This is a genomic window from Tissierella sp. P1, assembly GCF_002266425.1.
In the GTDB taxonomy this organism is placed as follows: Bacteria; Bacillota; Clostridia; order Tissierellales; family Tissierellaceae; genus Tissierella; species Tissierella carlieri.
Window position 1 is genome coordinate 19,385 of record NZ_NPMN01000031.1, and the last position, 24,301, is coordinate 43,685.

Genomic DNA, 24,301 nt, shown 5'->3' on the forward strand with positions numbered 1-24,301 from the left:
GAGGTAAAAAAGATGAAATTAACTGTTGCAGAAAAGATAATAAAGGATCACCTAGTTACTGGAGATTTAATAAGAGGAAGTGAAATAGGATTAAAAATAGATCAAACTCTTACACAGGATTCAACTGGAACCATGGCTTATTTACAGTTTGAGGCCATTGGAGTAGATAGAGTTAAGACAAAAAAATCAGTAGCCTATATTGACCACAATATGCTTCAAACTGGTCCAGAAAATGCAGATGACCATTTATATATTCAGACAGTTGCGAAAAAATATGGAATATATTTTTCAAAGCCAGGAAATGGAATATGTCATCAAGTACACTTAGAAAGATTTGGAGTACCTGGGGAAACGCTTTTAGGGTCTGATAGCCATACACCTACCTGCGGAGGATTAGGAATGTTAGCCATAGGGGCAGGAGGACTAGATGTGGCTGTAGCAATGGCTGGGGGAGAGTATTATATAACTATGCCTTATATTGTGAAAGTTGAGCTAACAGGTAAATTAAATCCTGGTGTATCTGCTAAGGATATTATTCTTGAAGTTTTAAAAAGATATAAGGTAGTAGGTGGACTTAATAAAATATTTGAATATATAGGCGAAGGGGTTAAATCTTTATCTGTCCCAGAAAGAGCAACCATAACTAATATGGGAGCAGAACTAGGTGCTACAACCTCTATATTTCCTTCTGATGAAATTACTTATGAATTTTTAAAACTTCAAGGAAGGGAGAAGGAATATAGGAACATAGTGGCTGATGATGATGCTTTTTATGACGAAGAAATAGTAATAAATCTTGATGAATTAGAGCCAATGGTAGCTTGTCCTCATAGTCCCGATAACGTAGTTCCAGTATCTACATTAAAAGATATTAAAGTAAATCAAGTAGCAATAGGGAGCTGTACTAATTCATCTTATATGGATCTAATGAAAGTTGCAGAAATTTTAGATGGAAAAACTATATCAGAGGATGTGTCTTTGGTTATTTCTCCAGGTTCAAAACAAGTGTTAAATATGCTTGCTGCAAATGGAGGACTTTCTAAACTTATATCAGCTGGAGCTAGAATACTTGAATCTGGATGTGGTCCCTGCATAGGTATGGGACAGGCTCCAATTACTGATGGTATATCTTTGAGGACATTTAATAGAAATTTTAAAGGAAGATGTGGAACTCCTTCTGCAAATGTATATTTAGTAAGTCCTGAAGTAGCAGCAGTGTCAGCTTTAACGGGATATATTACTAATCCATCAGGTTATATGGAAAATATAAATATATTTATGCCAGAAAGGTTTTTAATAAATGATAATTTAATTGTTAATTCAGCTGATTATGGAGAAGATATAGATATTATCCGTGGACCAAACATTAAACCTTTTCCAAAATCTAAGGAATTAGGAGGAGAGATTAAGGGAAAAGTATTAATTAAAGTGAGAGATGATATAACTACAGATCATATAATGCCTTCTAATGCTAAGCTTTTACCATATAGATCTAATATTCCATATCTATCGGATTACTGTTTAACACCTTGTGACATAGAGTTTCCTAAAAGAGCTAAGGAAAATGGCGGAGGTATTATTGTCGCAGGATTTAACTATGGGCAAGGTTCAAGTCGTGAACATGCAGCTTTAGTTCCAGTATATCTGGGGATTAGGTCTATAATAGCTAAATCCTTTGCAAGAATTCATAAACAAAACTTAATCAATAATGGGATAATTCCTTTAGTGTTCGAGAATGAAGATGATTTTAATGATATAGATATGTTAGATGAATTAGTTATTGAAAATATGCTGGATCAGATTAATGAAGATAAGATTATTGTAAATAATAGAATTAAAAGTAAAGTATATAAATTGATATTAGATATAACTGAAAGGCAAAGAGATATGCTCAAAGCTGGTGGACTTCTAAATATGAAAGGGGAATAATTATGGAACATAATATATCTTTAATTTTAGGAGATGGTATAGGACCAGAAGTTATATCTTCTGTAGTAGAAATTATTGAAGCCACCAATCTTAATATAAATTGGGAAATAGTTAAGGCTGGAGAGAGTTCCATTACAACTTATGGTACACCTCTTCCGGATTATGTACTAAATAGCATAAAGAAAAATAAAGTAGCATTAAAAGGGCCTATAACTACTCCAATAGGCAAAGGATTTAGAAGCGTTAATGTAGGATTGAGACAGGGATTAAATCTCTTTGCAAATATAAGACCAATAAAATCTTATCCTGGTGTTGATGGTTTACATAAAAATGTAGATTTCATCATAGTAAGGGAAAATACAGAGGATCTATATGCAGGTATAGAGCATATGATAGGTGAAGATGCGGCTGAGAGTATCAAAATAATAACTAGAAAAGCAAGTGAAAGGATATGTAGATATGCTTTTGAATTGGCAAAGAAGGAAGGAAGAAAAAAAGTCACACTAGCCCATAAAGCCAATATTATGAAATTATCCGATGGTTTATTTCTAGAATGTGGAAGAAAGATTTCAGAAGAGTATAAGGATATAGAATTTGAAGACATAATAATAGATGCTATGTGTATGAAACTTGTTCAATTACCAAGTGATTATGATATAATCGTTGCACCCAATCTATATGGTGATATATTATCCGATTTATCAGCAGGATTTATAGGTGGATTAGGGTTAGCCCCTGGAGCTAATATAGGAGAAGGAATTGCAGTGTTTGAGCCAGTTCATGGATCAGCACCAGACATTGCAGGAAAGAATATAGCAAACCCTACTTCAGCAATATTATCTGGAATAATGATGTTGAAACATATAGGTGAGCTTGAAGCTGCAATTAGAATAGAGAAAGCTTTGGCTTTTACATTCGAGAATAAAGATAGTAAGACAATAGATCTAGGAGGAAATCTAGGAACTAAAGAATTTACAGAAGAGATTATTAAGCATCTGGAGGTGTTATAAATGGAAAATAAATTTAAAAAGGTGTTAGTCGCCAATAGAGGAGAAATCGCAATAAGGATATTCAGAGCTTGTAATGAACTTGGAATAAGGACCGTGGCTATTTATTCTAATGAAGATAAGAACTCCTTATTTAGAACAAAAGCTGATGAATCTTATTTAATAGGAAGAAATAAAGGACCTATAGAAGCATATTTAAATATAGATGAAATTATTAAATTATCATTGAAAAAAGGAGTAGATGCTATCCATCCAGGTTATGGATTTTTATCTGAGAATCCAGAGTTAGCAAGAAAATGTAAAGAAGTAGGCATTGAATTTATAGGACCAACACATGAGATGATGGATAGTCTAGGGGATAAGATAAAGTCTAAAAAGGTAGCACATAGTGTTGGAGTACCAACTATCCCAGGAATTGAAAAAGCAGTAGCTTCTGAAGAAGAAGCAATAGAGTTTGCTAGATTTGCCGGATATCCTGTTATACTTAAAGCAGCTGCTGGCGGCGGCGGCAGAGGCATGAGGGTTGTAAGAGATGAAAAGGATTTAATAAGGGAATACTATAGTGCAAAAAATGAAGCTAAAAAAGCTTTTGGTATTGATGATATATTTATTGAAAAATATCTTGAAAAGCCAAAGCATATAGAGGTTCAGATATTAGGAGATAAATATGGAAATATAGTTCATTTATTTGAGAGGGATTGCTCTATACAGAGAAGACATCAAAAGGTTATTGAATATACTCCTGCATTTTCTATTACAGAAGAGCAAAGGCAAAATATATGTAATGATGCAGTTAAAATAGCGAAGGCTGTTAATTATAGAAATGCTGGGACTGTTGAATTTTTATTAGATAAACATGGAAATCACTATTTTATTGAGGTAAATCCTAGGATACAGGTAGAACATACTGTATCTGAGATGGTTACAGGAATTGATATAGTCCAGTCTCAAATTTTAATAGCTCAGGGATATCCTCTCGATTCTGATGAAATAGGAATTAAAGGACAGGAAAGCATACAGATAAGAGGCTATGCAATACAATGCAGGGTTACTACAGAGGATCCATTAAATAACTTTGCTCCAGATACAGGTAATATTGATATATATAGAACTGGTTCTGGGTTTGGTATCAGACTTGACGGAGGTAGTGGATTTACTGGCGCAAACATTAGCCCCTATTATGATAGTCTTTTAGTAAAGGTAACTTCCTGGTCTAGGACTTTTGAAGATGCTGCAAGAAAAGTAAAAAGAGCATTAAAGGAAGTAAAAATTAGAGGAGTAAAGACTAATATTCCTTTTTTAATAAATGTATTAAATCATGAGGATTTTTTAAATGGAAAATGTGATACTGGATTTATTTCTCATAATCCAGAATTATTTGATATTACTGCAAAGGTGGATATTGAACTAAAGGTTCTAAACTTTATAGGAGAAAAGGTAGTAAATGAAACTATAGGTAACAAACCAGATTTTGATATTCCAAAGGTGCCGAAGGTAAATAGACCTAGAGGCCAATACGGTACTAAGCAAATATTAGATGAAAAAGGTCCTGAAGGTTTAGTAGAATGGATTAAAGACAGTAAATCTCTGCTAATTACAGATACTACACTAAGGGATGCACATCAATCTCTGATGGCCACTAGAATGAGAACTGCTGATATGCATAGAATCTCTAAAGCTATTTCAGTGCTAGGAAAAGAGTTATTTTCTTTAGAAATGTGGGGAGGAGCAACCTTTGATGTGGCTTATAGGTTTTTAAAAGAATCTCCTTGGGAAAGATTAGAAGTCCTAAGAAAGAAGATACCTAATGTATTGTTTCAAATGCTTCTAAGAGGTGCCAACGCAGTAGGATATAGAAATTATCCAGATAATGTAATTAGGGAGTTCGTAAGAGAAGCTGCTGAAAAGGGTATAGATGTTTTTAGAATATTTGACTCACTGAATTGGCTAAAGGGCATGGAAGTAGCTATAGATGAGGTTTTGAAGGTAGGAAAAGTAGCGGAAGCCTGTATCTGTTATACTGGAGATATTTTAGATAAATCAAAGACTAAATATAACTTGGATTATTATATAAAGACCGCTAAGGAAATAGAAAAAACGGGAGCTCATATACTGGGGATTAAAGATATGTCTTCCTTATTAAAACCTCAAGCAGCCTATGAATTAGTTAAGGCATTGAAATCAGAGATTAGTATTCCTATTCATCTTCATACCCATGATACCAGTGGAAATGGAATAGCAACAGTACTAATGGCAGCTCATGCCGGTGTAGATATATTAGATACTGCATTTAATAGCATGGCAGGTTTAACATCTCAACCTGCATTAAATTCTGTAGTTGCAGCTTTGGAACATACAGATAGATGTACAGGATTAAATTTAGATGATTTACAAGTTATCTCTGACTATTGGAGTACAATAAGGCCAATATATAGTCAATTTGAATCGGGGTTAAAATCAGGAACTGCAGAAATATATAAATATGAAATTCCAGGAGGACAATATTCCAACCTTAAACCTCAGGTTGAGAGTTTTGGGTTAGGCCATAGATTTGATGATGTAAAAGAAATGTATAGAGTTGTTAATGAAATGCTTGGAGATATTGTAAAGGTAACACCAACTTCCAAGGTTGTAGGAGATATGGCTATATTTATGGTGCAAAATGACTTAACTCCAGAAAATATCTATGATAAAGCTAAGGATATGGCATTTCCAGATTCAGTAGTTTCATATTTTCAAGGTATGATGGGTCAACCCATGGGGGGATTCCCTGAGAGGCTTCAAAAATTGGTATTAAAAGGTGAAGAGCCTATTACCTGTAGACCAGGAGAATTACTTCCTCCTGAGGATTTTGAAAAAATTGAAGAGTATCTAAATGAGAAATATAATATAATTCCACAAAGGAAAGACTTATTATCTTATTCCCTATATCCTAAGGTTTTCGAGGATTATCTAAGGTATGTTGAAGAACATGGAGACTTTAGTAGAATGGGTAGCGATATATTCTTTTATGGTTTAAGGGAAGGTGAAACTGGAGAAGTAGAAGTAGAAGAGGGTAAGATTTTAGTCATTAAGCTCCTTGAAATAGGTAGATTAGATGATAGAGGATATAGAACTTTATATTTTGAAGTCAATGATAGTAGAAGAGCTATAAAAATACTTGATAAGGCAAGTAATATTGTAAAGGAAGGAGCCTTTACAATACAGATGGCAGACCCTGAAAATAAATTGGAGATTGGATCAAGTATTCCGGGAACAGTAGCAAAGATTCTAATAAAAACTGGTGAGAAAGTTATAGAAGGCCAATTAGTTGCAATAATTGAGGCAATGAAGATGGAAACACAAATTACTGCAGCTGCTGCGGGTACTGTAAGTTCAATAGCTGTTAAGGAAGGTCAAAATGTAGAAGCTGGTGAACTTTTGATAAGATTAGAATAGGAAATATAAAAGGTTAGGCTAAATAATTAGCTTAACCTTTTAATAATTTATTCTAAAAAAGCATAGCAAGATTGGAGAAAATTATGTAGAATATATAAGATGAAAATTTTCTTAAAGGGTGAGAATATAAATGGATGTAAAAAAGATAGATGTAAAGGAATAATTTTAGCGGCAATTGCCGCAATAATGTGGAGCACAGGTGGTATATTTGTTAAATTAGTAGATTGGAATCCAGTATCAATATCAGGGCTGAGAAGCTTTATAGCTGCATTAGTGATGCTGACCTATATAAAGAAACCCAAATTTACAAAAACAAAGCCACAGGTTTTAGGAGCTATAACCACTTGCACTACTATGTTATTTTTTATTATGGCAAATAAACTTACTACATCAGCAAATGCAATATTATTACAATATACAGCACCTATATTTGTTGCAATTTTAGGAGTATGGATTTTAAAGGAAAAGATTCGATGGTATGATATAATTTCAATTGCAATTGTATTTTTAGGAATGATATTATTTTTCATAGATAATGTGAATATAGGGAATACATTAGGTAATATTATAGCTATACTATCGGGATTTTCTATGGCTTGTATGACTATATCACTTAGATTGCAAAAAGATGGTTCTGCTATGGATACTACTTTTTTTGGAAATATTTTAACATTTATTGTAGCGATACCTTTTCTGATATTTACTCCATTACCAGATATCAAAAGTATCATTATAATCCTTATAATGGGAGTATTTCAACTTGGTATTCCTTATATTTTTTACGTGAATTCAACAAAATACCTTACTGCATTAGAAGCTATTTTAATTACTGTGATGGAGCCTTTGTTAAATCCGTTATGGGTATATATTTTTGCAGGCGAAAAGCCGGAACATATGCTATCATAGGCGGTATAGTGGTTATAGTTACTGTAGTATTAAGAGGAATTTATGTATCTAAGTTGGAAAGTGTGGAGGGATAAGATATTAAAATAAGCAGAGAATTTGTTCCAATTTTAAATTTATATAATATTAAATAGATGTAAAAAAGAAGGAGTTTGCTTACTAATCTATAATAATGGGAGTGGTTATTTTGGAAAAATGGGAATATAAGACTATTAAGGTTGAACCTAGAGGTATGATGGGAGGTATACTAGAGATAGAGGAATTTGATTATGAGCTTAATAAATTGGGAGAGCAAGGATGGGAACTAGTATCTTGTTTTTCAACAAATGCCAGTAATGGCTATAGCAGAGAAGCAATAGCTGTCTTCAAAAGAAGAAAATAGTATTAAGCAAAAAAATATAGGGAAATTTGTTGGGAGTAATATGCAAAACAATATCACAATTGTAAATACAAATAAACCTAAATAACTTATAACAATGACCTTAGACCTTTGGTCAGATAATACATATGAAGGTATTCAGGCAGAGATATTAAAGTTAATATGTAGAGGTAAGATATTTTTCTAAAGTAAAAAAACTAGTAGATTTTGAGAAAGAGGTAAGACTTTTAGAATTTTGCTGCTATAGATGAATCTGTTATAATTGGACTAAATTAGTAAACCTTCATATTACAAGGTTTTATCTAAGTTAGTCCATTTTTATGTTATAAATTATAAGAAAAGCTTCTAAAGTTACATTAAAGGCAGCTTTTCTTGGCCGCTGCATAAGCGACTTGCACGAAATCAAAGATTTCGGCAATCTGCTTAAGATTCATTGAGGTCATAGCAAGTTCTCAATTCTAAAATGTTAGAATAGAACTTCCCTATTGGTTGTAAAAAATATGAACCTAATTAGAAGTTATTACAATATATAGATGAGAGGCCGATCAATGTATAATATTTTTTAAGAAAGGTTAAGGCAGAGGAGGGGATAAGGGATTGGATGTTGCAGAGTTAACTCATTTAATTGAAAACCATGGTAAGGATGTGTATGGATTTTGTTGTAAATTGACAATGGATAAACATCAGGCGGATGATTTATATCAGGAAACCTTTTTGAAAGCCATAGAGTTATGCCATAAAATAGATAGAAACAAAAATCCAAAGAGCTTTCTCATAGCTATTGCAGCAAATATATGGAAGAATCAGAATAGAAAATTTGGTTGGAGGCATAGGATTGCAAAGATAGTAGAATTTAAAGATGATTTTGATAATGAGTCATACATGATTGATACTACAACACCAGAACTTGTAGCCATAAACAATGAAGCTTATACGATGATTGATAGAGCTTCAGCATCGTTAAATGATAGATTGAAAATACCTTTATATATGTACTACAATACTGGATTATCGATTGAAGATATTGCATCCGCACTTAAAATTCCAACTGGAACTGTAAAGAGTAGCTTTATAAAGCCAGAAAATTAATTAAAGAATATATGGAGGTCAATGGATATGAAGGATTTTGAAAGATTAGACAAAATGCTATGGCAAGTCCTTTCTTCAGATAATGAACCAGATGACAGCTTGAATCGAAAAATTATAAATAAGATAGGGGAGAGAAGTAGGATGAAAGGTATAAATAAAAGGAGATTATCGGTATCAGCTATGGTTGTTATACTTATAGTAGCAACATCTATTTCAGCATTTGCAGCATGGAAGCTACTAACACCTAAGGAAATTGCAGAGAATTTAGGGGATAATGGACTTGCCCTTGCTTTTGATGGTGAAGGAGCTGTATCTATAGATCAGACTCAGACTATTGGAGATTATAAGATAACCTTAATGGGAATAGTATCTGGTAAAGAAATCAGTGATTTTAAACACTCTGCAGAAGAAATATTTCCAAATAGAACATATTCAGTACTCGCTATTTCCAAGGTAGACGGAACACCAATGCCTGATTCCCGTGATCCATTATATGATGAAATATCATTTCTTGTTTCACCTTTTATAAAAGGACATCACCCGAAAGACCTTAATATTTTTACAATGAATGGTGGAGCAAGCTGGTTTGTAAAAGATGGGATAATGTATAGGACCATGGAATGTGATGATATAGAAGTTTTTGCAGACAGAGGATTGTACATTGCTGTTATGGATAATTTCGATATTACTAATGCCTATAAGTTTAATGCAGAGACAGGTGAAATCAGCCGTAATACAGATTATGAAGGAATCAACGCTTTATTTGATTTACCTATAGATCCATCAAAAGGAAATTATGAGGAAGCAGAGAAGTATATTCAGACATTGCTAAGAAATCAGGAGACATCAGATGAAGAATCAATGAATGAAGAACTAATAGATATTGAAGCTTTATTAAAAGATGCTGTATTAATACCAGAATCGGTACAGAAAGTGGTTCCTGACAAGGAGGGTATGATTAATTACTACTTTGCTGAACATAAACTTAAAGCAGATATTAATAGTTTATTTGAAGAAGGTCAAGTAGGCTTCTCTGACAGTAGATTTATGGATGATGACAATATCCTTGTTTTTTCGAGAGATGCTGATGGAGTCATTACAGTTATGACCTATAGAAAAAATAATTAATGTATTGGTTAGTGTGAACAATATATTATCATTAGCAAGATAGTTCTTTAGTCCTCCTTAAATATCATATTGAATGAATCAATAAAATACTATATTATAATCCTATAGTTAATTGTGAAAGAGAGGACTGAAGATGCTTAAATCAAACGTAGGAGAATTAGCTGCACTAGCCACTGCCTTTTGTTGGTCATTAAGTGCTACGGCATTTGAGTTATCAGGAAAAAAAGTGGGATCATTATCAGTAAATTATATTCGATTAGTTACAGGTTTTATATTCATTAGTGTATTTACCTTTTTTACTAGAGGATATTTTCTACCTATTGATGCAACATCAAAAAATTGGATATTTTTAAGTATATCTGGATTAATAGGGTTTTTTATAGGTGATTTATTTTTATTTCAATCCTATCTAGAGGTGGGGTCTAGAGTATCTATGCTGATAATGGCCACATCTCCACCTATTGCGGCATTACTTGGATTTATTATTTTTGGTGAAAAGCTAAGGGTAATTAGCATTCTTGGAATGGCAATAACACTCCTTGGAATAGCAATAGTTATATTGAGTAAAAATCCCGATGAGAAAAAGATAAAAATAACTCATTCGGTAAAGGGACTTACTTATGCATTTTTAGGTTCTCTTGGACAATCGGTAGGACTAATATTTAGTAAAATAGGTATGGGAGAATATAATCCTTTTGCAGCAACTCAGATACGTATAATAGCTGGATTTATAAGTTTTACAATATTGTTTATATATTTGAAAAAATGGGATGACTTGAGGTTAGCGTTAAAAGATAAAAAGGCAATGTTGGGAATTACTATAGGTTCTATCTTTGGACCCTTTGTTGGAGTATCATTATCATTACTATCCTTGCAATATACTTCAGCGGGAATATCATCTACGATAACTTCAATAGTTCCAGTAACTATAATACCATTATCAATGTTAGTTTTTAAAGAGAAGATAAAACTTAAAGAAATACTAGGGGCGATAACAACTGTTGCGGGTGTAGCAGTATTATTTTTATTTTAAATCTTAGCATTATAGTAAGAATATATGTAATGAGACTAAATCTTTTAGATTTAGTCTCATTACATATGCTGTTGAAATAATTATATTTATGATATACTAAATATCATAAATAAATTTCGGGAGGAAATTATGTTATTTAGTAGTCTTATTTTCTTATTTGTTTTTTTACCATCAGTAATTTTGCTTTATTATATATCTCCAAGGAAATTGAGAAATTCAGTACTATTGATATTTAGCTTGTTTTTTTATGGATATGGAGAACCAAAGTATTTAATTATTATGCTTCTATCCATATTTGTAAATTATTTAATGGGACTATTTGTAGATAAATATAGAAATGAAAAGAAGATGGCTAGATTTATTATATTTTTGTCTGTATTTATCAATCTTTTCATTATTGGAATATTATAAATATACTAATTTTATAGTAGAGAATATTAATCAAATATTTAATTCATCACTTCCTTTACTTAATATTGTAATGCCTATTGGAATTTCATTCTTTACATTCCAAGGATTAAGTTATGTTATAGATGTTTATCGTGGTGATGGTAAAGTTCAGAGAAATCCTTTTAATGTTGCTTTGTATATATCTCTTTTTCCACAATTAATTGCTGGTCCAATTGTAAGATATGAAACAGTAGCAGAGCAAATAGATGATAGAACTGAAAACCTAGAAGGTTTCTCTTATGGAATTGAAAGATTCATATTAGGTTTAAGTAAAAAAGTTTTAATCGCTAATAATGTAGGGTTTATTGCTGATGAAATATTTAAGCTTCAAACATCAGATTTGTCTGTAATCCTTGCATGGATTGGAATAATATCATATACTGCACAAATTTACTTTGATTTTTCAGGATATTCAGATATGGCAATTGGGCTAGGGCATATGTTTGGATTTGAATTTTTAGAGAATTTCAATTATCCATATATTTCTAGATCTATTACTGAATTCTGGAGACGTTGGCATATATCTCTAAGTACTTGGTTTAGAGATTATGTTTATATACCTTTAGGAGGTAATAGAGTAAGTAAAAGTAAGTTTTTAAGAAATATATTTGTAGTGTGGTTTCTAACTGGATTATGGCATGGAGCAGCTTGGAACTTTATTCTTTGGGGATTATATTATGGATTTATATTAGTATTAGAAAAGATGTTTATTGGAAAATATATTGAAAAATTAAAGAGACCATTTCAGCATATATATACAATGTTTTTTGTAATTATAGGATGGTTACTTTTTAGATCCGAAACCATTTCATATGCCAAAGATTATCTTATGGCTATGTTTGGCATAGGTGGACAAGGATTGATCAGTTCACAAGGAATATATTATTTAATTGAATATAAATATCTATTTATAATAGCTATAATAGCATCTATTCCAGTCTATCCTGCTATTCAGAAGAGATTAGATAAGATGTCAGATTCATGGATTAAAGTCTTAATCATTGATTATGTAAAGCCCTTTTTTATTATAGCATTATTTTTACTATGCATTATGTATTTGATAAATTCAACATTCAACCCATTTATTTACTTTAGATTTTAGAGGTGTTTTAATGAAAAGTCTTAAAAAATATTACCTGACAGTTTCTTTTCTGCTTATAATTTATTTAGGTATATTTATGACTATAATTACAGAAGATGAGAAAGTGTCTATACTTGAGAATAGAACATTAGCAAATGCCCCATTCTTTACCAGAGAGTCCTTGCTAAGTGGAGAATATTTTAAAGGATGGGAAACTTATTTAACAGACCATATTTATAGCAGGGATTATTGGATTGAGAAATATATTTTTCTGAATATGTCCATTTTAAATAAAAGTGATATTAATAAAATTGTAATGGCTAAAGAAGGAAATCTATTACCATTTATACCATTTAATACAAATCATGATTTAAAATTTTATAGTGAAAAAATTAATACTATGGCTAATAATATTGGTGAGCTTGATAAATATATTAGGGAATATGGCGGACATTTTTTATTTGTTGGTATTCCAGAGCAAGCTTCTTATTTGAGAAGCAAATATCCAGATTATTATCGTAACAATGAAGAGTATTTAGATAATAATGAAACAACTATGTTTGAAGCATTAAAAGAAAATAAGATTGATTATATTAATATGGCTGAAAAATATAGACAAGATGTTAGGGAAGATTATTATTTTAAAACTGATCATCATTATACATTTAGAGGAGCATATAAGGCTTATACAGAGATAATTCAAAATTTAATTGATAAGGTTAGGATAGATAATGTTAGATTGCCTTTGGCAGAAGACGAAATAGATTTCATTACTCTTTCTAATCCGATTTCAGGAAGTAGAAATAGAAAACTAGCTTATCTATATCCTACCGATGAAAAGATAGAAATTGGTTATCCCATTGAAAAAATTTCATATGAGAAATTCACAAATGGACAATTAGATCCTGATTTCTATCAAATTAATAAGGATAATGATGGAAGACCTACCTATAATGTATTTATGGGAGGAGATCATGCAGAAACTGTTATCAAAACTAATAGAAAAGATCTGCCTAATTTATTGATCTTTGGTGACTCTTTTACGAATGCAATGGAACCACTACTTTACTATCATTTTAATGAAACTCGAATATTGGACTTAAGACATTATAAAGATAAGAGCTTATATGATTATATTAAAGAGCATAAGCCTGATATTGTTCTTATGATTAGAGATGATTTAAATTATGGTACTTTGGAGGGTAATGGAAAATTTGATTAGATTAATAAATATTTTTTTAGAAGTCTTAATGAATATCATTAAGGCTTTTTCTTTTATATAGATATACAAGCACCTTAAATTTTTAAATACATAATATGTATTACTTAATGTCTTTTTAAGTATGGGAGGGAAGGTATGAGAATATCAGTATTAGGTGGAGACGAGAGAAGTATTAAATTAGCAAAACTGCTTAGAAAAGATGGTCATAATATTAAATTATTTGGTTTTGATAGGTTAGAAAATAACACGTTAGAAATAAGTGAGAAACTAGACTTAGTTATTAAAGAATCTAATATAATTATAGGACCACTACCATGCTCTAATGACAATACTCTACTAAATACACCTTTGTATTCGGAAAAAATAATTATAGAAGAAATATTTAAGAATATGAATTCCGATCAACTATTTATAGCAGGTAAAATATCTAAGGAAATATCTAGTATTGCATCCTTCTACAATATTAATACTATAGATCTCCTCAGAAGAGAGGAAATGGCAGTATTAAATGCTATTCCTACAGCAGAGGGTGCTATTCAAGTAGCTATGGAAGAACTAGATATTACTATTCATGGAGCAAACACTATGGTTTTAGGATTTGGTAGAATAGGTAAAGTTCTAGCTAATATGCTTCAAGGCATAGGAGCAAATGTATATGTTGAGGCTAGAAACTATACGGACTTAGCATGGGTCAGCAGCTATGGCTATATTCCATTACATTTAAATGAGATAGGGGCTTATATTCATGAGATGGATGTAATATTCAATACTATTCCATCTATGGTTTTAAATGAAGAGATGTTACTGAAGCTAAGGAAAGAATCCTTGATAGTTGACCTTGCTTCTATACCAGGTGGAGTAGATTTTGAAAAATCTAAAGAACTAGGGATAAAAACTGTTTGGGCATTGGGACTACCTGGTAAAGTAGCACCTATGACAGCAGCTGAAATTATGAAAGATACTATTTATAATATTATTGAAGAGTTGGGGGGATAGGAATGTTATTGAAAGATGTAAAGGTTGGTATAGCTATTACAGGTTCATTTTGTACATTTGAAACAATTTTAGTTGAAATAGAGAGACTGGTTAATGAAGGAGCAGATGTATATCCAATTATGTCATATAATGCAAATGATTTTGATACTAGGTTTGGATTAGCAAAAGAATGGAAAGATAAGATAACAAAGGCAACAGGTAAGGAAATTATATCTACTATACAGGATGCAGAGGGTATAGGTCCAGGAAATTTCTAGATATAATAGTTGTAGCCCCATGTACAGGAAATACCCTTGCAAAACTGGCGAATGCCATTACTGATACACCAGTATGTATGGCTTTTAAGGCCCATTTAAGGAATAACAAACCTGCAATAATTGCTATATCTACTAATGATGGACTCAGTGGAAATGCAAAAAATTTAGGTATGTTGCTAGATAAAAAAAATGTTTATTTTGTACCTTTTGGGCAAGATGACCCTGTAAAAAAATCTACCTCATTAATAGCTCACTATGATATGATAATACCTACTATAATTGAAGCATTAAAGAGTAAGCAAATACAGCCATTGCTAGTATAATAAAAGAGTTGTAAATAAGTAACGCTTTTGGTGCCTGACACCAAAAGCGTTACTTATTTATTTTAAAAAGGATGTAATTAATATATAAAAAATAATCAAAATATTTTAAATTTTCAACCTCGGTTTTATAGAAATATAACAAAGGATATTCTAATATTTTAGAGAAATTATGCATATAGAGTAGTAATTAATATTAGACGGGAGGGATAACATGGATACAATATTAAAGATGTGTTCAATATCCAAGTATTTTGGAACATTGGTAGCAAATGAAGGTATTAATTTTGAGGTAAAGAAAGGAGAAATACATTCTCTTTTAGGAGAAAATGGTGCGGGAAAGTCAACATTGATGAATGTATTATATGGTCTGTATCAACCTGATAAGGGAGAAATATTTTTTGAAGACAAAAAGCTTAACTTAAAATCCTCTAAAGATGCCATAGATTTAGGAATAGGAATGATACATCAACATTTCATGCTTGTACCAGTTCATACAGTATTAGAAAATATCATCATGGGCATGGGAAAGGAAAAAGGTTTGGTAATTAAGGAGGAAAAACTCAAAGAGGAAATAGAAAGAATTGCAGCCAAATATGGAATGGAAATATCCTTAGATACAAAGGTTTCAGACCTATCTGTAGGAGAACAACAAAGAGTTGAAATAGTTAAAGCTCTATATAGAGGAGCAAAATTACTTATAATGGATGAACCAACAGCTGTACTTACTCCACAGGAAACTGAAGAGTTGTTTACTACACTAAGAAAAATGGCTGATACTGGAATGTCTATAATATTGATTACTCATAAATTAAAGGAAGTAATGTTTGTATGCGATAGAGTTACTGTATTGAGGGATGGTAGAGTAACAAAGACAATTAATACTAAAGAGACAAATGACCTTGAACTTGCAAAATTTATGATAGGCAGAGAACTTTCAGCTATGGAAAAAGATAGTGTTTGTTGTCCGGGAGGGCCTGTACTTGAATTAAAGAATTTATCTTATGAAATGGAAAAAGGAATAAAAGCTTTAGAGAATATAAGCTTAAAAATATGCTCTGGAGAAATTTTAGGCATTGCTGGAGTAGATGGGAATGGACAAAAAGAATTGGCAGAGGCAATAGTTGGACTAATTCAAGGGAATTCAGGCAGCATTTTATTAAATGGCGAGGAAATTAAAGGGAAATCCATTTCAGAAATAATAAAAAGAGGTGTAGGTTATATTCCAGAAGATAGACATAAAAGAGGGTTAATATTAGATTTTTCTGTTAGTGAGAATCTAATACTGAAAGATTATTATAAGAATCCATTTAGAAAAAGATTTTTCTTTGATTTCAATACAATAAATAAACATGCTGACCATATGATTGAAAAATATTCAATTAAAACTCCATGCAGAAATTCTGAAGCTAGGAAACTATCAGGTGGAAACCAGCAAAAAATAGTCGTAGCAAGGGAAGTAGATAAATTGCCAAAATTACTAATTGCTGTCCAGCCTACTAGAGGAGTAGATATAGGAGCATCGGAATTTATTCATCAACAGATTATAAAAGCTAAAGAGCAAGGCACTGCAGTACTGTTAATTTCTACAGAACTTTCAGAAATTAACCTACTATCTGATAGAATCGCTGTAATATATAAAGGCAGTATAGTAGGGGAGATGGATAAGAATGATTTTGAAGAAAGCAAAATAGGTTTAATGATGGCAGGAGCTAATTAAAGGAGGAAAAATTGTGAACAAAATTCAGGATTATCTTAATAAGAAAATCTCAAGTAAAGTCTTTAATAGGAATAAAATTTTGACAATTTTTATACCGCTGGTATCAGTATTATTAGCATTGCTGATTGGGAGCGTACTTTTACTATTTATAGAGGTTAATCCACTAGAAGCTTATAAATATTTAATCTTTGGGAATTTCACAAACATCTACAATATTGCTGAGATTTTTGTAAAAGCTACACCTATTATATTAACAGGACTTTCCTTTGCATTTGCTTTTAGGACAGGGCTATTTAATATAGGCGGGGAAGGACAAATGTTTGCAGGTGCTATGGCGGCAGCATTTGTAGGATTAAAAACTGGGCATCTCAGTCCGTTTATCACCATATCCCTTTGCTTATTGGCAGCAATAATAGCAGGTGGAATATGGGGAATGATACCAGGGATACTTAAAGGAATATTTGGCTCATCTGAGATAATTACTACAATAATGTTTAACTATGTGGCATTATATTTTATTAGTTATTTAGTAGATAAACCGCTTAGAGAATCAAGTGGATTTTATCCACAAACAGATCTAATAGGAGAAAATGGATTTCTTCCCTATGTAGTTTCCAACACTAGACTACATATAGGTTTTATTATAGCAGTGATAATTTCAATAACGGTATATATTATTTTATGGAAAACTCCCTTTGGTTATAGACTTAGGGCTGTAGGATATAATTCAGATGGTGCAGAATATTCAGGTATAAATATTAGAAAAAATATTATAATTTCTCTAGCCATAAGCGGAGCTTTGGCAGGGGTAGCGGGCTTTACAGAAATAAATGGTATTCACCATAGACTCTTGGATAATTTCTCTAAAAATGTTGGTTTTGATGGGATAGCAGCAGCACTTTTAGGTAATGCAAATCCTGTAGGTGTGGTTATATCATCAATACTTCTTGGTATGCTTCAAACAGGAGCAAATTCAATGCAAAGAGGGGTAGGAGTTCCAGCAAACATAGTAAGCATAATCCAAGCTTTAATTATAATATTTGTCCTAGGGGGAAATGCCATAAGACCTAAGATTGAACTTATGTTAAATCGCAAAGAAAGGGTGTTAGAGTGATGAAAGACATACTAAGTATTACGTTTATTGTTGCGTTATTATCTGCATCCATTAGGCTTTCAGTTCCAATACTATTTGCTGCATTAGGGGGAATGTATTCAGAAAGATCTGGAGTAGTAAACATAGGTCTGGAAGGCATGATGTTAGTTGGAGCTTTTGCAGGAGTAGTAGGGTCTTATTTTACAGGAAGCTATTGGATTGGAGCTTTGGTGGCAATATTAAGTGGAATTTTAATATCTGCACTTTTTGCTTTTATAACAGTAAAAATCAAAATAAATCAAATAGTTAGTGGTGTTGCAATAAATCTTTTGGCCATAGGACTAACTAGTTTTTTTATAGAGCTCTATTTGGAATAACTACTGTACCTATAACTGTAAAAGCTTTTGAACCAGTGAATATCCCAATCCTTTCCAACATACCAATAATAGGTGAAATATTTTTTAGACAAACCATACTTGTATATATAGCATTTTTACTTGTGCCAATATCTTATTACATTTTTTATAAGACATCTATAGGGCTTAGTATTAGAACAGTAGGAGAACATCCAATGGCAGCAGATACTGTAGGTATACCTGTAAATAAAGTAAGAACAATATGTGTATTGGTATCTGGCGCATTGGCGGGGCTTGGAGGATGCTTTTTATCACTTGGACAATTTAATATGTTTGTTGATAATATGGTATCGGGAAGAGGATTTATAGCAGTAGCAGCTGTAATATTTGGAAAGTGGAATCCCAAGGGAGTATTAATGGCCTCCTTAATATTCGGGGTTGCAGATGCACTTCAAATAAGGATGCAAATGGCAGGACTAGGAATACCTTATCAATTTCTGCTGATGTTTCCATATTTACTTACTGTAGTAGCAGTCACAGGAATTGTTGGACGCACTACGTCACCAAAGGCGCTTGGAAGGGCATACGAGAAATAATTACAAAAGGAGGGGAGGTGTTTTAATATACCATCCGCTATTACAATCCAATATATATAAAATTAAGGGGGAATAAAAATGTTTACAAAGAAAAGAATTTTAGCATTACTCCTAGTTTCAATGTTTTTAGTTGGTTTATTAGCAGGTTGTTCATCAAGAAAAGATAATGATACTTCCACTACAGCAGATGGAAAAAAAGATTATAAAATAGTATTATTATTACCAGGACCTATAAATGATCAGGGGTGGAATGCCACGGCTTATGAAGGATTAAAGCTAGTAGAAAAGGATTTAGGTATAAAAATGGAGTATATAGAATCTGTTCAACAAGCTGATTTTGAAGCTGTATTTACAGACTATGGAACAAAAGGGTATGATTTAGTATTCGCCCATGGAACTCAGTTTTTTGATGCAGCAAAAAAGTAGGACCTCAATTTCCTAATACTTTCTATATGGTTATAAATAGTGAAGAAGGTCAAGAGCCAAATGTTGGTGGAATCGGTGTTAGAGAATGGGAAGGCGGATATATAGCAGGTATAATTTCTGCTATGAATACTAAAAACAAACAATTGGGAGCCATTGGTTCATTCCCATTCCCAGTTATAGCTGGTACTTTGGATGCATTTGAAGTGGCAGCACAAACTATTGATCCTTCAATAAAGGTTACAAAAACCTATGTAAACTCTTGGGAGGATATACAAAAAGGTAAAGAAACTGCTCTTGCAATGGCAGAAGCTGGGGCAGATGTTATTTTCTGTAGTGCTAATCAAGTTGGTTTAGGTTCAATAGAAGCTGCAAAATCAAAGGGTGTTAAAGCTGTAGGATATATTTCGCCACAAAACGATGTTGCCCCAGATACTGTTATTTCATCTGTTACTTATAATACTCCGGGATTATTTAAAAATACTGTTGAGCAATTAATAAATGGTGAGCTTAAACCTGTAGGAGCTTCACTAGGATGGGCAGACGATGTACTGGATATGCAATGGGGAAAAGATGTAAAGCAAGATGTGAAAGACAAAGTAAATGAAGCTATTAAAGAGCTTAAAGAAGGAAAAATTACAAATCCATATAAAGGTCAATAATTAAAATATAAAGGATTCCAGTCAGGTTCATTAATCTGATTGGAATTTTTTATGACATATAGGAGAATTCTCATTTGATTTTGATTTTGTAAAAAGAACTTGATCTATATAGATTTTTAAAAATGCTATCTTACAATATTTCGTTAAAAGTTCTTTTATATTTTTATTTACTATACTATAATTGAAATTAAAAATATTAAATTAAACTAGGGATAAAAAAGCTAGAATTATAGTATAATTAAGATAAAGCTATAGATAAAGAAATGAAGGAAACTTAAGATGGAGGTTTGAAAATGAAGATAGATGTTGAAGAAATTTTAAGACGATTAGAAGGAAAGGCTAATACAATTTATTTTGATAGAGACAGATTAAAGAATCTGTTGAATTCAACTAAGAAAAAGGTAGAAGGCAATAAAACATTGATGGAAGTTTGGGAAGATATAAAACTATTTTTAGATTTACTTAAAGATTGGATGAGAGGAGATTATAGAGAAATATCGAAAGGCTCTATAATAATGATAATAATATCTTTGCTATACTTAGTAAATCCATTAGATTTGATACCAGATTTTTTAGTGGCTGGATTTATTGATGATTTAGCCGTAATTGCATATGTGATTAAAAAAATCTCAGATGAGCTAAATGTATATAAAAAATGGAAAGTTGCCAATGATAATGAGGATTCAATAGAAGTGGAGGTAGAAATTGTTGAGGATGTAGAAGATGTTGACCACAAGGAGAATAATGGTGAAGAAAATTGATATAGAAGAACTATATTGGGTTGATTGGAATGAAATATCAAGAAAACCAGAGAAATTAAATGAAATCTTTGCATATATAAGAGACTATGATTCAAGAAATATAGAAGAATTGGGTAAAATTTTGAAACTATATAGCAATCCTTCTGGAGAGTTTACAATAGAATTTGCTAAGATTGCTGGAGAAATCTATAAAAATGATAAGATAAAATTTATTAAAGCTCTAAATCTAGTAAGAGATGAAGCTATTAATCTTGTATATGTGTTTAGAATGGAGAAAATATTTGAAGATGAAGATAAAGAGTCCACGGAAATCCTTAGTTCTAGCCAACTAACAGAAGAAGAAATTGATACTACTTATACCTTCTTCAAAATGTATAAGACGATATGTGCAACTTGAGTATAAGAAAAGAGAGAGTTCCTCTCTTTTTGTTTTGCAAAAATGTAAAAAAATAACACAATAAAGCTGAATATTCAGTATAATTTAATAAAAGAATCAAAATATAAAAAACTTGCAATATTTAATGAAACATAGTATAATAAAAAAATATTCAACATTACTTTAGAACAGTAATGCAATAGTGATGGACAGTATAATATTACTTAAGGAGGTATACTATGTTACAAGGCATTGAAAGAATTGTTTCAATTTTAAACAACTGGCTTTATTCTTATATCTTAATAGTCTTACTAATTGGACTTGGAGTTTACTTTACTTTTAAAAGCAAATTTTCTCAATTTACACTATTAGGTCATAGTATTGGCCTATTGACAGAGGAAGCAGAAATGAGAGACGGTAAGAAAGGAATATCATCATTTCAAGCTTTCTGTATATCTGCTGCTTCTAGAATAGGAACTGGAAATATAGCTGGTGTAGCTATTGCCATAGCCACAGGTGGACCAGGAGCAGTATTCTGGATGTGGATTATTGCCTTAATTGGTGCAGGTTCAAGTTTAGTTGAAAGTACATTAGGACAAATTTATAAAGTTAGAGATGGGGAAACCTTCAGAGGAGGACCAGCATATTATATTAATCAAGGTCTAAATATGAGATGGCTTGGAGTAATATTTTCAGTACTAATTACAATAACCTTTGGATTTGTATTTAATACTGTGCAGTCCAATACCATAGCAGGAGCGTTTAATGAAGCTTTTGGAATTAAAGAAATTATTACTGGAATTATTTTAGTTATTATTACAGGATATATAATATTTGGTGGAGTTAAGAGAATAGCTTCAGTATCTGCAATTATAGTACCTATTATGGCTACTTTATATATAGGGGTTGCCATATTCATAATGATAAAAAATATAACTTTAATTCCATCTATGTTTAAATTAATATTTCAGAATGCTTTCGGGATTACACAGATAGCAGGTGGCACACTAGGCGTAACAATTATGAATGGTGTTAGAAGAGGATTATTTTCAAATGAAGCGGGGATGGGAAGCGTTCCAAATGCAGCTGCAACAGCAGATACATCGCATCCAATAAAGCAAGGCTTTATACAAAGTATTGGAGTTTTTGTAGATACCCTTCTAGTATGTAGTGCTACTGCATTTATAATATTATTATCAGGAGTTCTTGAAAATTCATCAGGACTCAAAGGAGTACAGATTACACAGGCAGCTGTAGCTTCCCAAGTGGGCTCTTGGGGTAGCACTTTTATTGCAATATGCGTCTTTTTATTTGCTTATAGCTCAATAATTGGAAACTATTATTATGGAGAAACAAATATTGAATTTTTAGATACAAATCCAGTGTTTCTAATTGGGTATAGAATATTAGCTTTAGCTATGGTATTCTTTGGCTCAATAAGTAGTTTTTCATTAGTATGGGATACGGCAGATGTATTTATGGGTATTTTAGCAGTTATTAATTTATTGGTAATAACTAAATTATCTCCTATAGTATTTGCAGCATTAAAGGATTACGTTGGACAGTTAAGAGAGGGAAAAAATCCAAAATTCAAATCTAAAAGTATTCCACAACTAGGGAATGTAGATTGGTGGAATGAAGAATAGATACTAGATTTAAGATCTTCTTATGTAAATAAGAAGGTCTTTTTTATTTTTATATATTGACATAAGTATTAGAACGAGTTACAATGAATTTAACAATAGTAAATGATTTTTACGTATAGTAAAAAAGGGGGAGTAAATATGAAAAGAGAAATATCAATGATGGTAGGACCAACGGCGGTCCCAGAGAGGGTTTTAAATGCAATGAATAGAAAATCAATATCCCATAGATCCAAGGAATATTGTGAAATTCATGAAAGAGTAAGAAATGGATTAAAAAAATTATTTAAAACAGAAAATGAAGTTTATATATTAACATCATCAGGAACAGGAGCCATGGAAGCAGCTATACAAAATTGTTTTTCCTTTGGAGATGAAGTAGTAGTACCAGTTTTAGGAACTTTTAGCAAGCAGTTTGCAGATATGGCAGAAGCTTATCAGTTAAAGGTCATTAGAGTAGAATTTGATTTAGGTGAAGCAGCAGACGTTGGTAAGGTGATGGATCATTTAACTCCTAATACTAAAGGAGTATTTATAATTCATAATGAGAGTGCAACAGGAATATCTAATGATTTAGAAGCATTTGGCAAAGCATTAGGAGATAGTGATATACTATTAATAACAGACTCCGTAAGTGGAGCAGGCGGATTAGAAATGAGAATGGATGAATGGAATATAGACGTAGTTTTATCAAGTTCTCAAAAAGCACTTATGGTACCAGCAGGATTATCATTCATATCTTTAAATGATAAGGCTTGGAGGGCAGTAGAAAATTCTAATATTCCAAAATTCTACTTTGATTTAAAGAAGGCAAGAGCATTCCAAGAAAAAAATCAAACACCAAATACTCCATCTGTATATAATGTGTTTGCAGTAGATGAGGCTCTAAAAATGATATTTGAAGAAGGATTGGATAATGTATATAAGAGACATACTGAAAATACAATGAGAATAATAGAAGGGGTTAAAGAACTTGGATATAGTATATTTCCCAAAGATGAAAAATACGCTTCTAAAACTTTAACAGCAGTATATGCTCCAGGAAAAGCTAAAGAAATAGTCAAAGCTCTGGGAGAGCAGGGGATAGTAGTAAATGGAGGACTAGACCCTATTGCTGATGATATGTTTAGAGTAGGTACTATGGGATATGTGTATAAGGAAGATGTAGAAGCCTTTCTTGAAGCATTAGCAAAGATAAAATAAAAAAACTTAATCAATTAAAGGAGATACTTCTCTTAAATGTATTTAATACTGAAAGGGGAGTATCTTTTTAGATGGCTGAAATAAGCGATCCTTTTATAAAAAGTGGTAGTTTTTATACGAAATTTTCTTATAAATAATTTTATTTATTGATTCATTGTATTTAACATGGTAAAATAGAAATTAACAATAGTAAAAAGGGAGGAAGTAATAATGAAAAATCGTAAATTAGTAATGAT

General features: G+C 31.7%; 22 protein-coding genes and 1 pseudogene. All 23 read left to right on the top strand.

All coding sequences use genetic code 11. The features are described from left to right. Positions 1-12 precede the first annotated feature (12 nt). The 23 genes and pseudogenes from CIW83_RS17895 (at position 13) to CIW83_RS17995 (ending at position 24,065) form a co-directional block, all read left to right on the top strand. The gene (locus tag CIW83_RS17895; RefSeq protein WP_094903750.1) at positions 13-1,929 is read left to right on the top strand and encodes an aconitate hydratase; all 1,917 of its coding nucleotides are present in this window, start codon (positions 13-15) and stop codon (positions 1,927-1,929) included. A gap of 2 nt (positions 1,930-1,931) precedes the next feature. Then, positions 1,932-2,939, top strand: a complete 1,008-nt coding sequence (locus tag CIW83_RS17900; RefSeq protein ID WP_094903752.1) for an isocitrate/isopropylmalate dehydrogenase family protein — start codon at positions 1,932-1,934, stop codon at positions 2,937-2,939. Then, positions 2,940-6,374, top strand: coding sequence for a pyruvate carboxylase (locus CIW83_RS17905; protein ID WP_094903754.1), 3,435 nt, complete (start codon positions 2,940-2,942; stop codon positions 6,372-6,374). A 99-nt stretch (positions 6,375-6,473) separates the two neighbouring features. After that, the gene (locus tag CIW83_RS17910) at positions 6,474-7,280 is read left to right on the top strand and encodes a DMT family transporter (RefSeq protein ID WP_201260012.1); all 807 of its coding nucleotides are present in this window, start codon (positions 6,474-6,476) and stop codon (positions 7,278-7,280) included. A gap of 184 nt (positions 7,281-7,464) precedes the next feature. Continuing rightward, complete coding sequence (locus CIW83_RS17915) at positions 7,465-7,659, top strand: DUF4177 domain-containing protein (RefSeq protein WP_094903756.1); 195 nt, start codon at positions 7,465-7,467, stop codon at positions 7,657-7,659. A gap of 594 nt (positions 7,660-8,253) precedes the next feature. After that, positions 8,254-8,745, top strand: coding sequence for an RNA polymerase sigma factor (locus CIW83_RS17920; protein WP_201260013.1), 492 nt, complete (start codon positions 8,254-8,256; stop codon positions 8,743-8,745). A 27-nt stretch (positions 8,746-8,772) separates the two neighbouring features. After that, positions 8,773-9,873, top strand: a complete 1,101-nt coding sequence (locus CIW83_RS17925; RefSeq protein ID WP_094903758.1) for a hypothetical protein — start codon at positions 8,773-8,775, stop codon at positions 9,871-9,873. A 133-nt stretch (positions 9,874-10,006) separates the two neighbouring features. Beyond that, positions 10,007-10,906 (top strand): DMT family transporter, encoded by a 900-nt coding sequence (locus tag CIW83_RS17930; RefSeq protein WP_094903760.1) that lies wholly within the window; start codon positions 10,007-10,009, stop codon positions 10,904-10,906. Between the two features lie 129 nt (positions 10,907-11,035). Further along, positions 11,036-11,317: a hypothetical protein gene (locus tag CIW83_RS23305; protein ID WP_201260014.1), complete on the top strand. Its 282-nt coding sequence runs from the start codon at positions 11,036-11,038 to the stop codon at positions 11,315-11,317. Continuing rightward, positions 11,244-12,458, top strand: coding sequence for an MBOAT family protein (locus CIW83_RS17935; protein ID WP_201260015.1), 1,215 nt, complete (start codon positions 11,244-11,246; stop codon positions 12,456-12,458). The genes CIW83_RS23305 and CIW83_RS17935 overlap by 74 nt, the downstream gene beginning before the upstream one ends. 10 nt (positions 12,459-12,468) lie before the next feature. Further along, positions 12,469-13,659 carry a DHHW family protein gene (locus tag CIW83_RS17940; protein WP_094903763.1) on the top strand — a complete coding sequence of 397 codons (1,191 nt, stop codon included), beginning with the start codon at positions 12,469-12,471 and terminating at the stop codon, positions 13,657-13,659. Between the two features lie 135 nt (positions 13,660-13,794). Then, complete coding sequence (gene dpsA / locus CIW83_RS17945; protein ID WP_094903765.1) at positions 13,795-14,655, top strand: dipicolinate synthase subunit DpsA; 861 nt, start codon at positions 13,795-13,797, stop codon at positions 14,653-14,655. A 2-nt stretch (positions 14,656-14,657) separates the two neighbouring features. Beyond that, positions 14,658-14,912: a flavoprotein gene (locus CIW83_RS24525; protein WP_201260016.1), complete on the top strand. Its 255-nt coding sequence runs from the start codon at positions 14,658-14,660 to the stop codon at positions 14,910-14,912. A 44-nt stretch (positions 14,913-14,956) separates the two neighbouring features. Next, positions 14,957-15,235 carry a flavoprotein gene (locus CIW83_RS24530; RefSeq protein WP_255374515.1) on the top strand — a complete coding sequence of 93 codons (279 nt, stop codon included), beginning with the start codon at positions 14,957-14,959 and terminating at the stop codon, positions 15,233-15,235. 211 nt (positions 15,236-15,446) lie between these two features. Further along, the gene (locus tag CIW83_RS17955; protein WP_094903767.1) at positions 15,447-16,952 is read left to right on the top strand and encodes an ABC transporter ATP-binding protein; all 1,506 of its coding nucleotides are present in this window, start codon (positions 15,447-15,449) and stop codon (positions 16,950-16,952) included. Between the two features lie 13 nt (positions 16,953-16,965). Further along, positions 16,966-18,066, top strand: a complete 1,101-nt coding sequence (locus CIW83_RS17960; RefSeq protein WP_158220169.1) for an ABC transporter permease — start codon at positions 16,966-16,968, stop codon at positions 18,064-18,066. Next, a complete protein-coding gene (locus tag CIW83_RS24535; RefSeq protein WP_201260017.1) occupies positions 18,066-18,422 on the top strand; it encodes a hypothetical protein in 357 nt (118 codons plus the stop codon). Before CIW83_RS17960 ends, CIW83_RS24535 begins: the two co-directional genes overlap by 1 nt. A 35-nt stretch (positions 18,423-18,457) precedes the next feature. Beyond that, positions 18,458-18,997 (top strand): ABC transporter permease, encoded by a 540-nt coding sequence (locus CIW83_RS24540; RefSeq protein WP_201260018.1) that lies wholly within the window; start codon positions 18,458-18,460, stop codon positions 18,995-18,997. A 120-nt stretch (positions 18,998-19,117) separates the two neighbouring features. Next, positions 19,118-20,082, top strand: a pseudogene (locus CIW83_RS17975) (BMP family protein). Between the two features lie 293 nt (positions 20,083-20,375). Continuing rightward, complete coding sequence (locus CIW83_RS17980) at positions 20,376-20,843, top strand: YkvA family protein (RefSeq protein ID WP_094903775.1); 468 nt, start codon at positions 20,376-20,378, stop codon at positions 20,841-20,843. Then, positions 20,830-21,240 (top strand): hypothetical protein, encoded by a 411-nt coding sequence (locus tag CIW83_RS17985; RefSeq protein WP_094903777.1) that lies wholly within the window; start codon positions 20,830-20,832, stop codon positions 21,238-21,240. The genes CIW83_RS17980 and CIW83_RS17985 overlap by 14 nt, the downstream gene beginning before the upstream one ends. Before the next feature lie 218 nt (positions 21,241-21,458). Further along, positions 21,459-22,865, top strand: a complete 1,407-nt coding sequence (locus CIW83_RS17990; protein ID WP_094903779.1) for a sodium:alanine symporter family protein — start codon at positions 21,459-21,461, stop codon at positions 22,863-22,865. Positions 22,866-23,003: 138 nt separating this feature from the next. Continuing rightward, positions 23,004-24,065 (top strand): alanine--glyoxylate aminotransferase family protein, encoded by a 1,062-nt coding sequence (locus CIW83_RS17995; RefSeq protein ID WP_094903781.1) that lies wholly within the window; start codon positions 23,004-23,006, stop codon positions 24,063-24,065. Positions 24,066-24,301 lie beyond the last annotated feature (236 nt).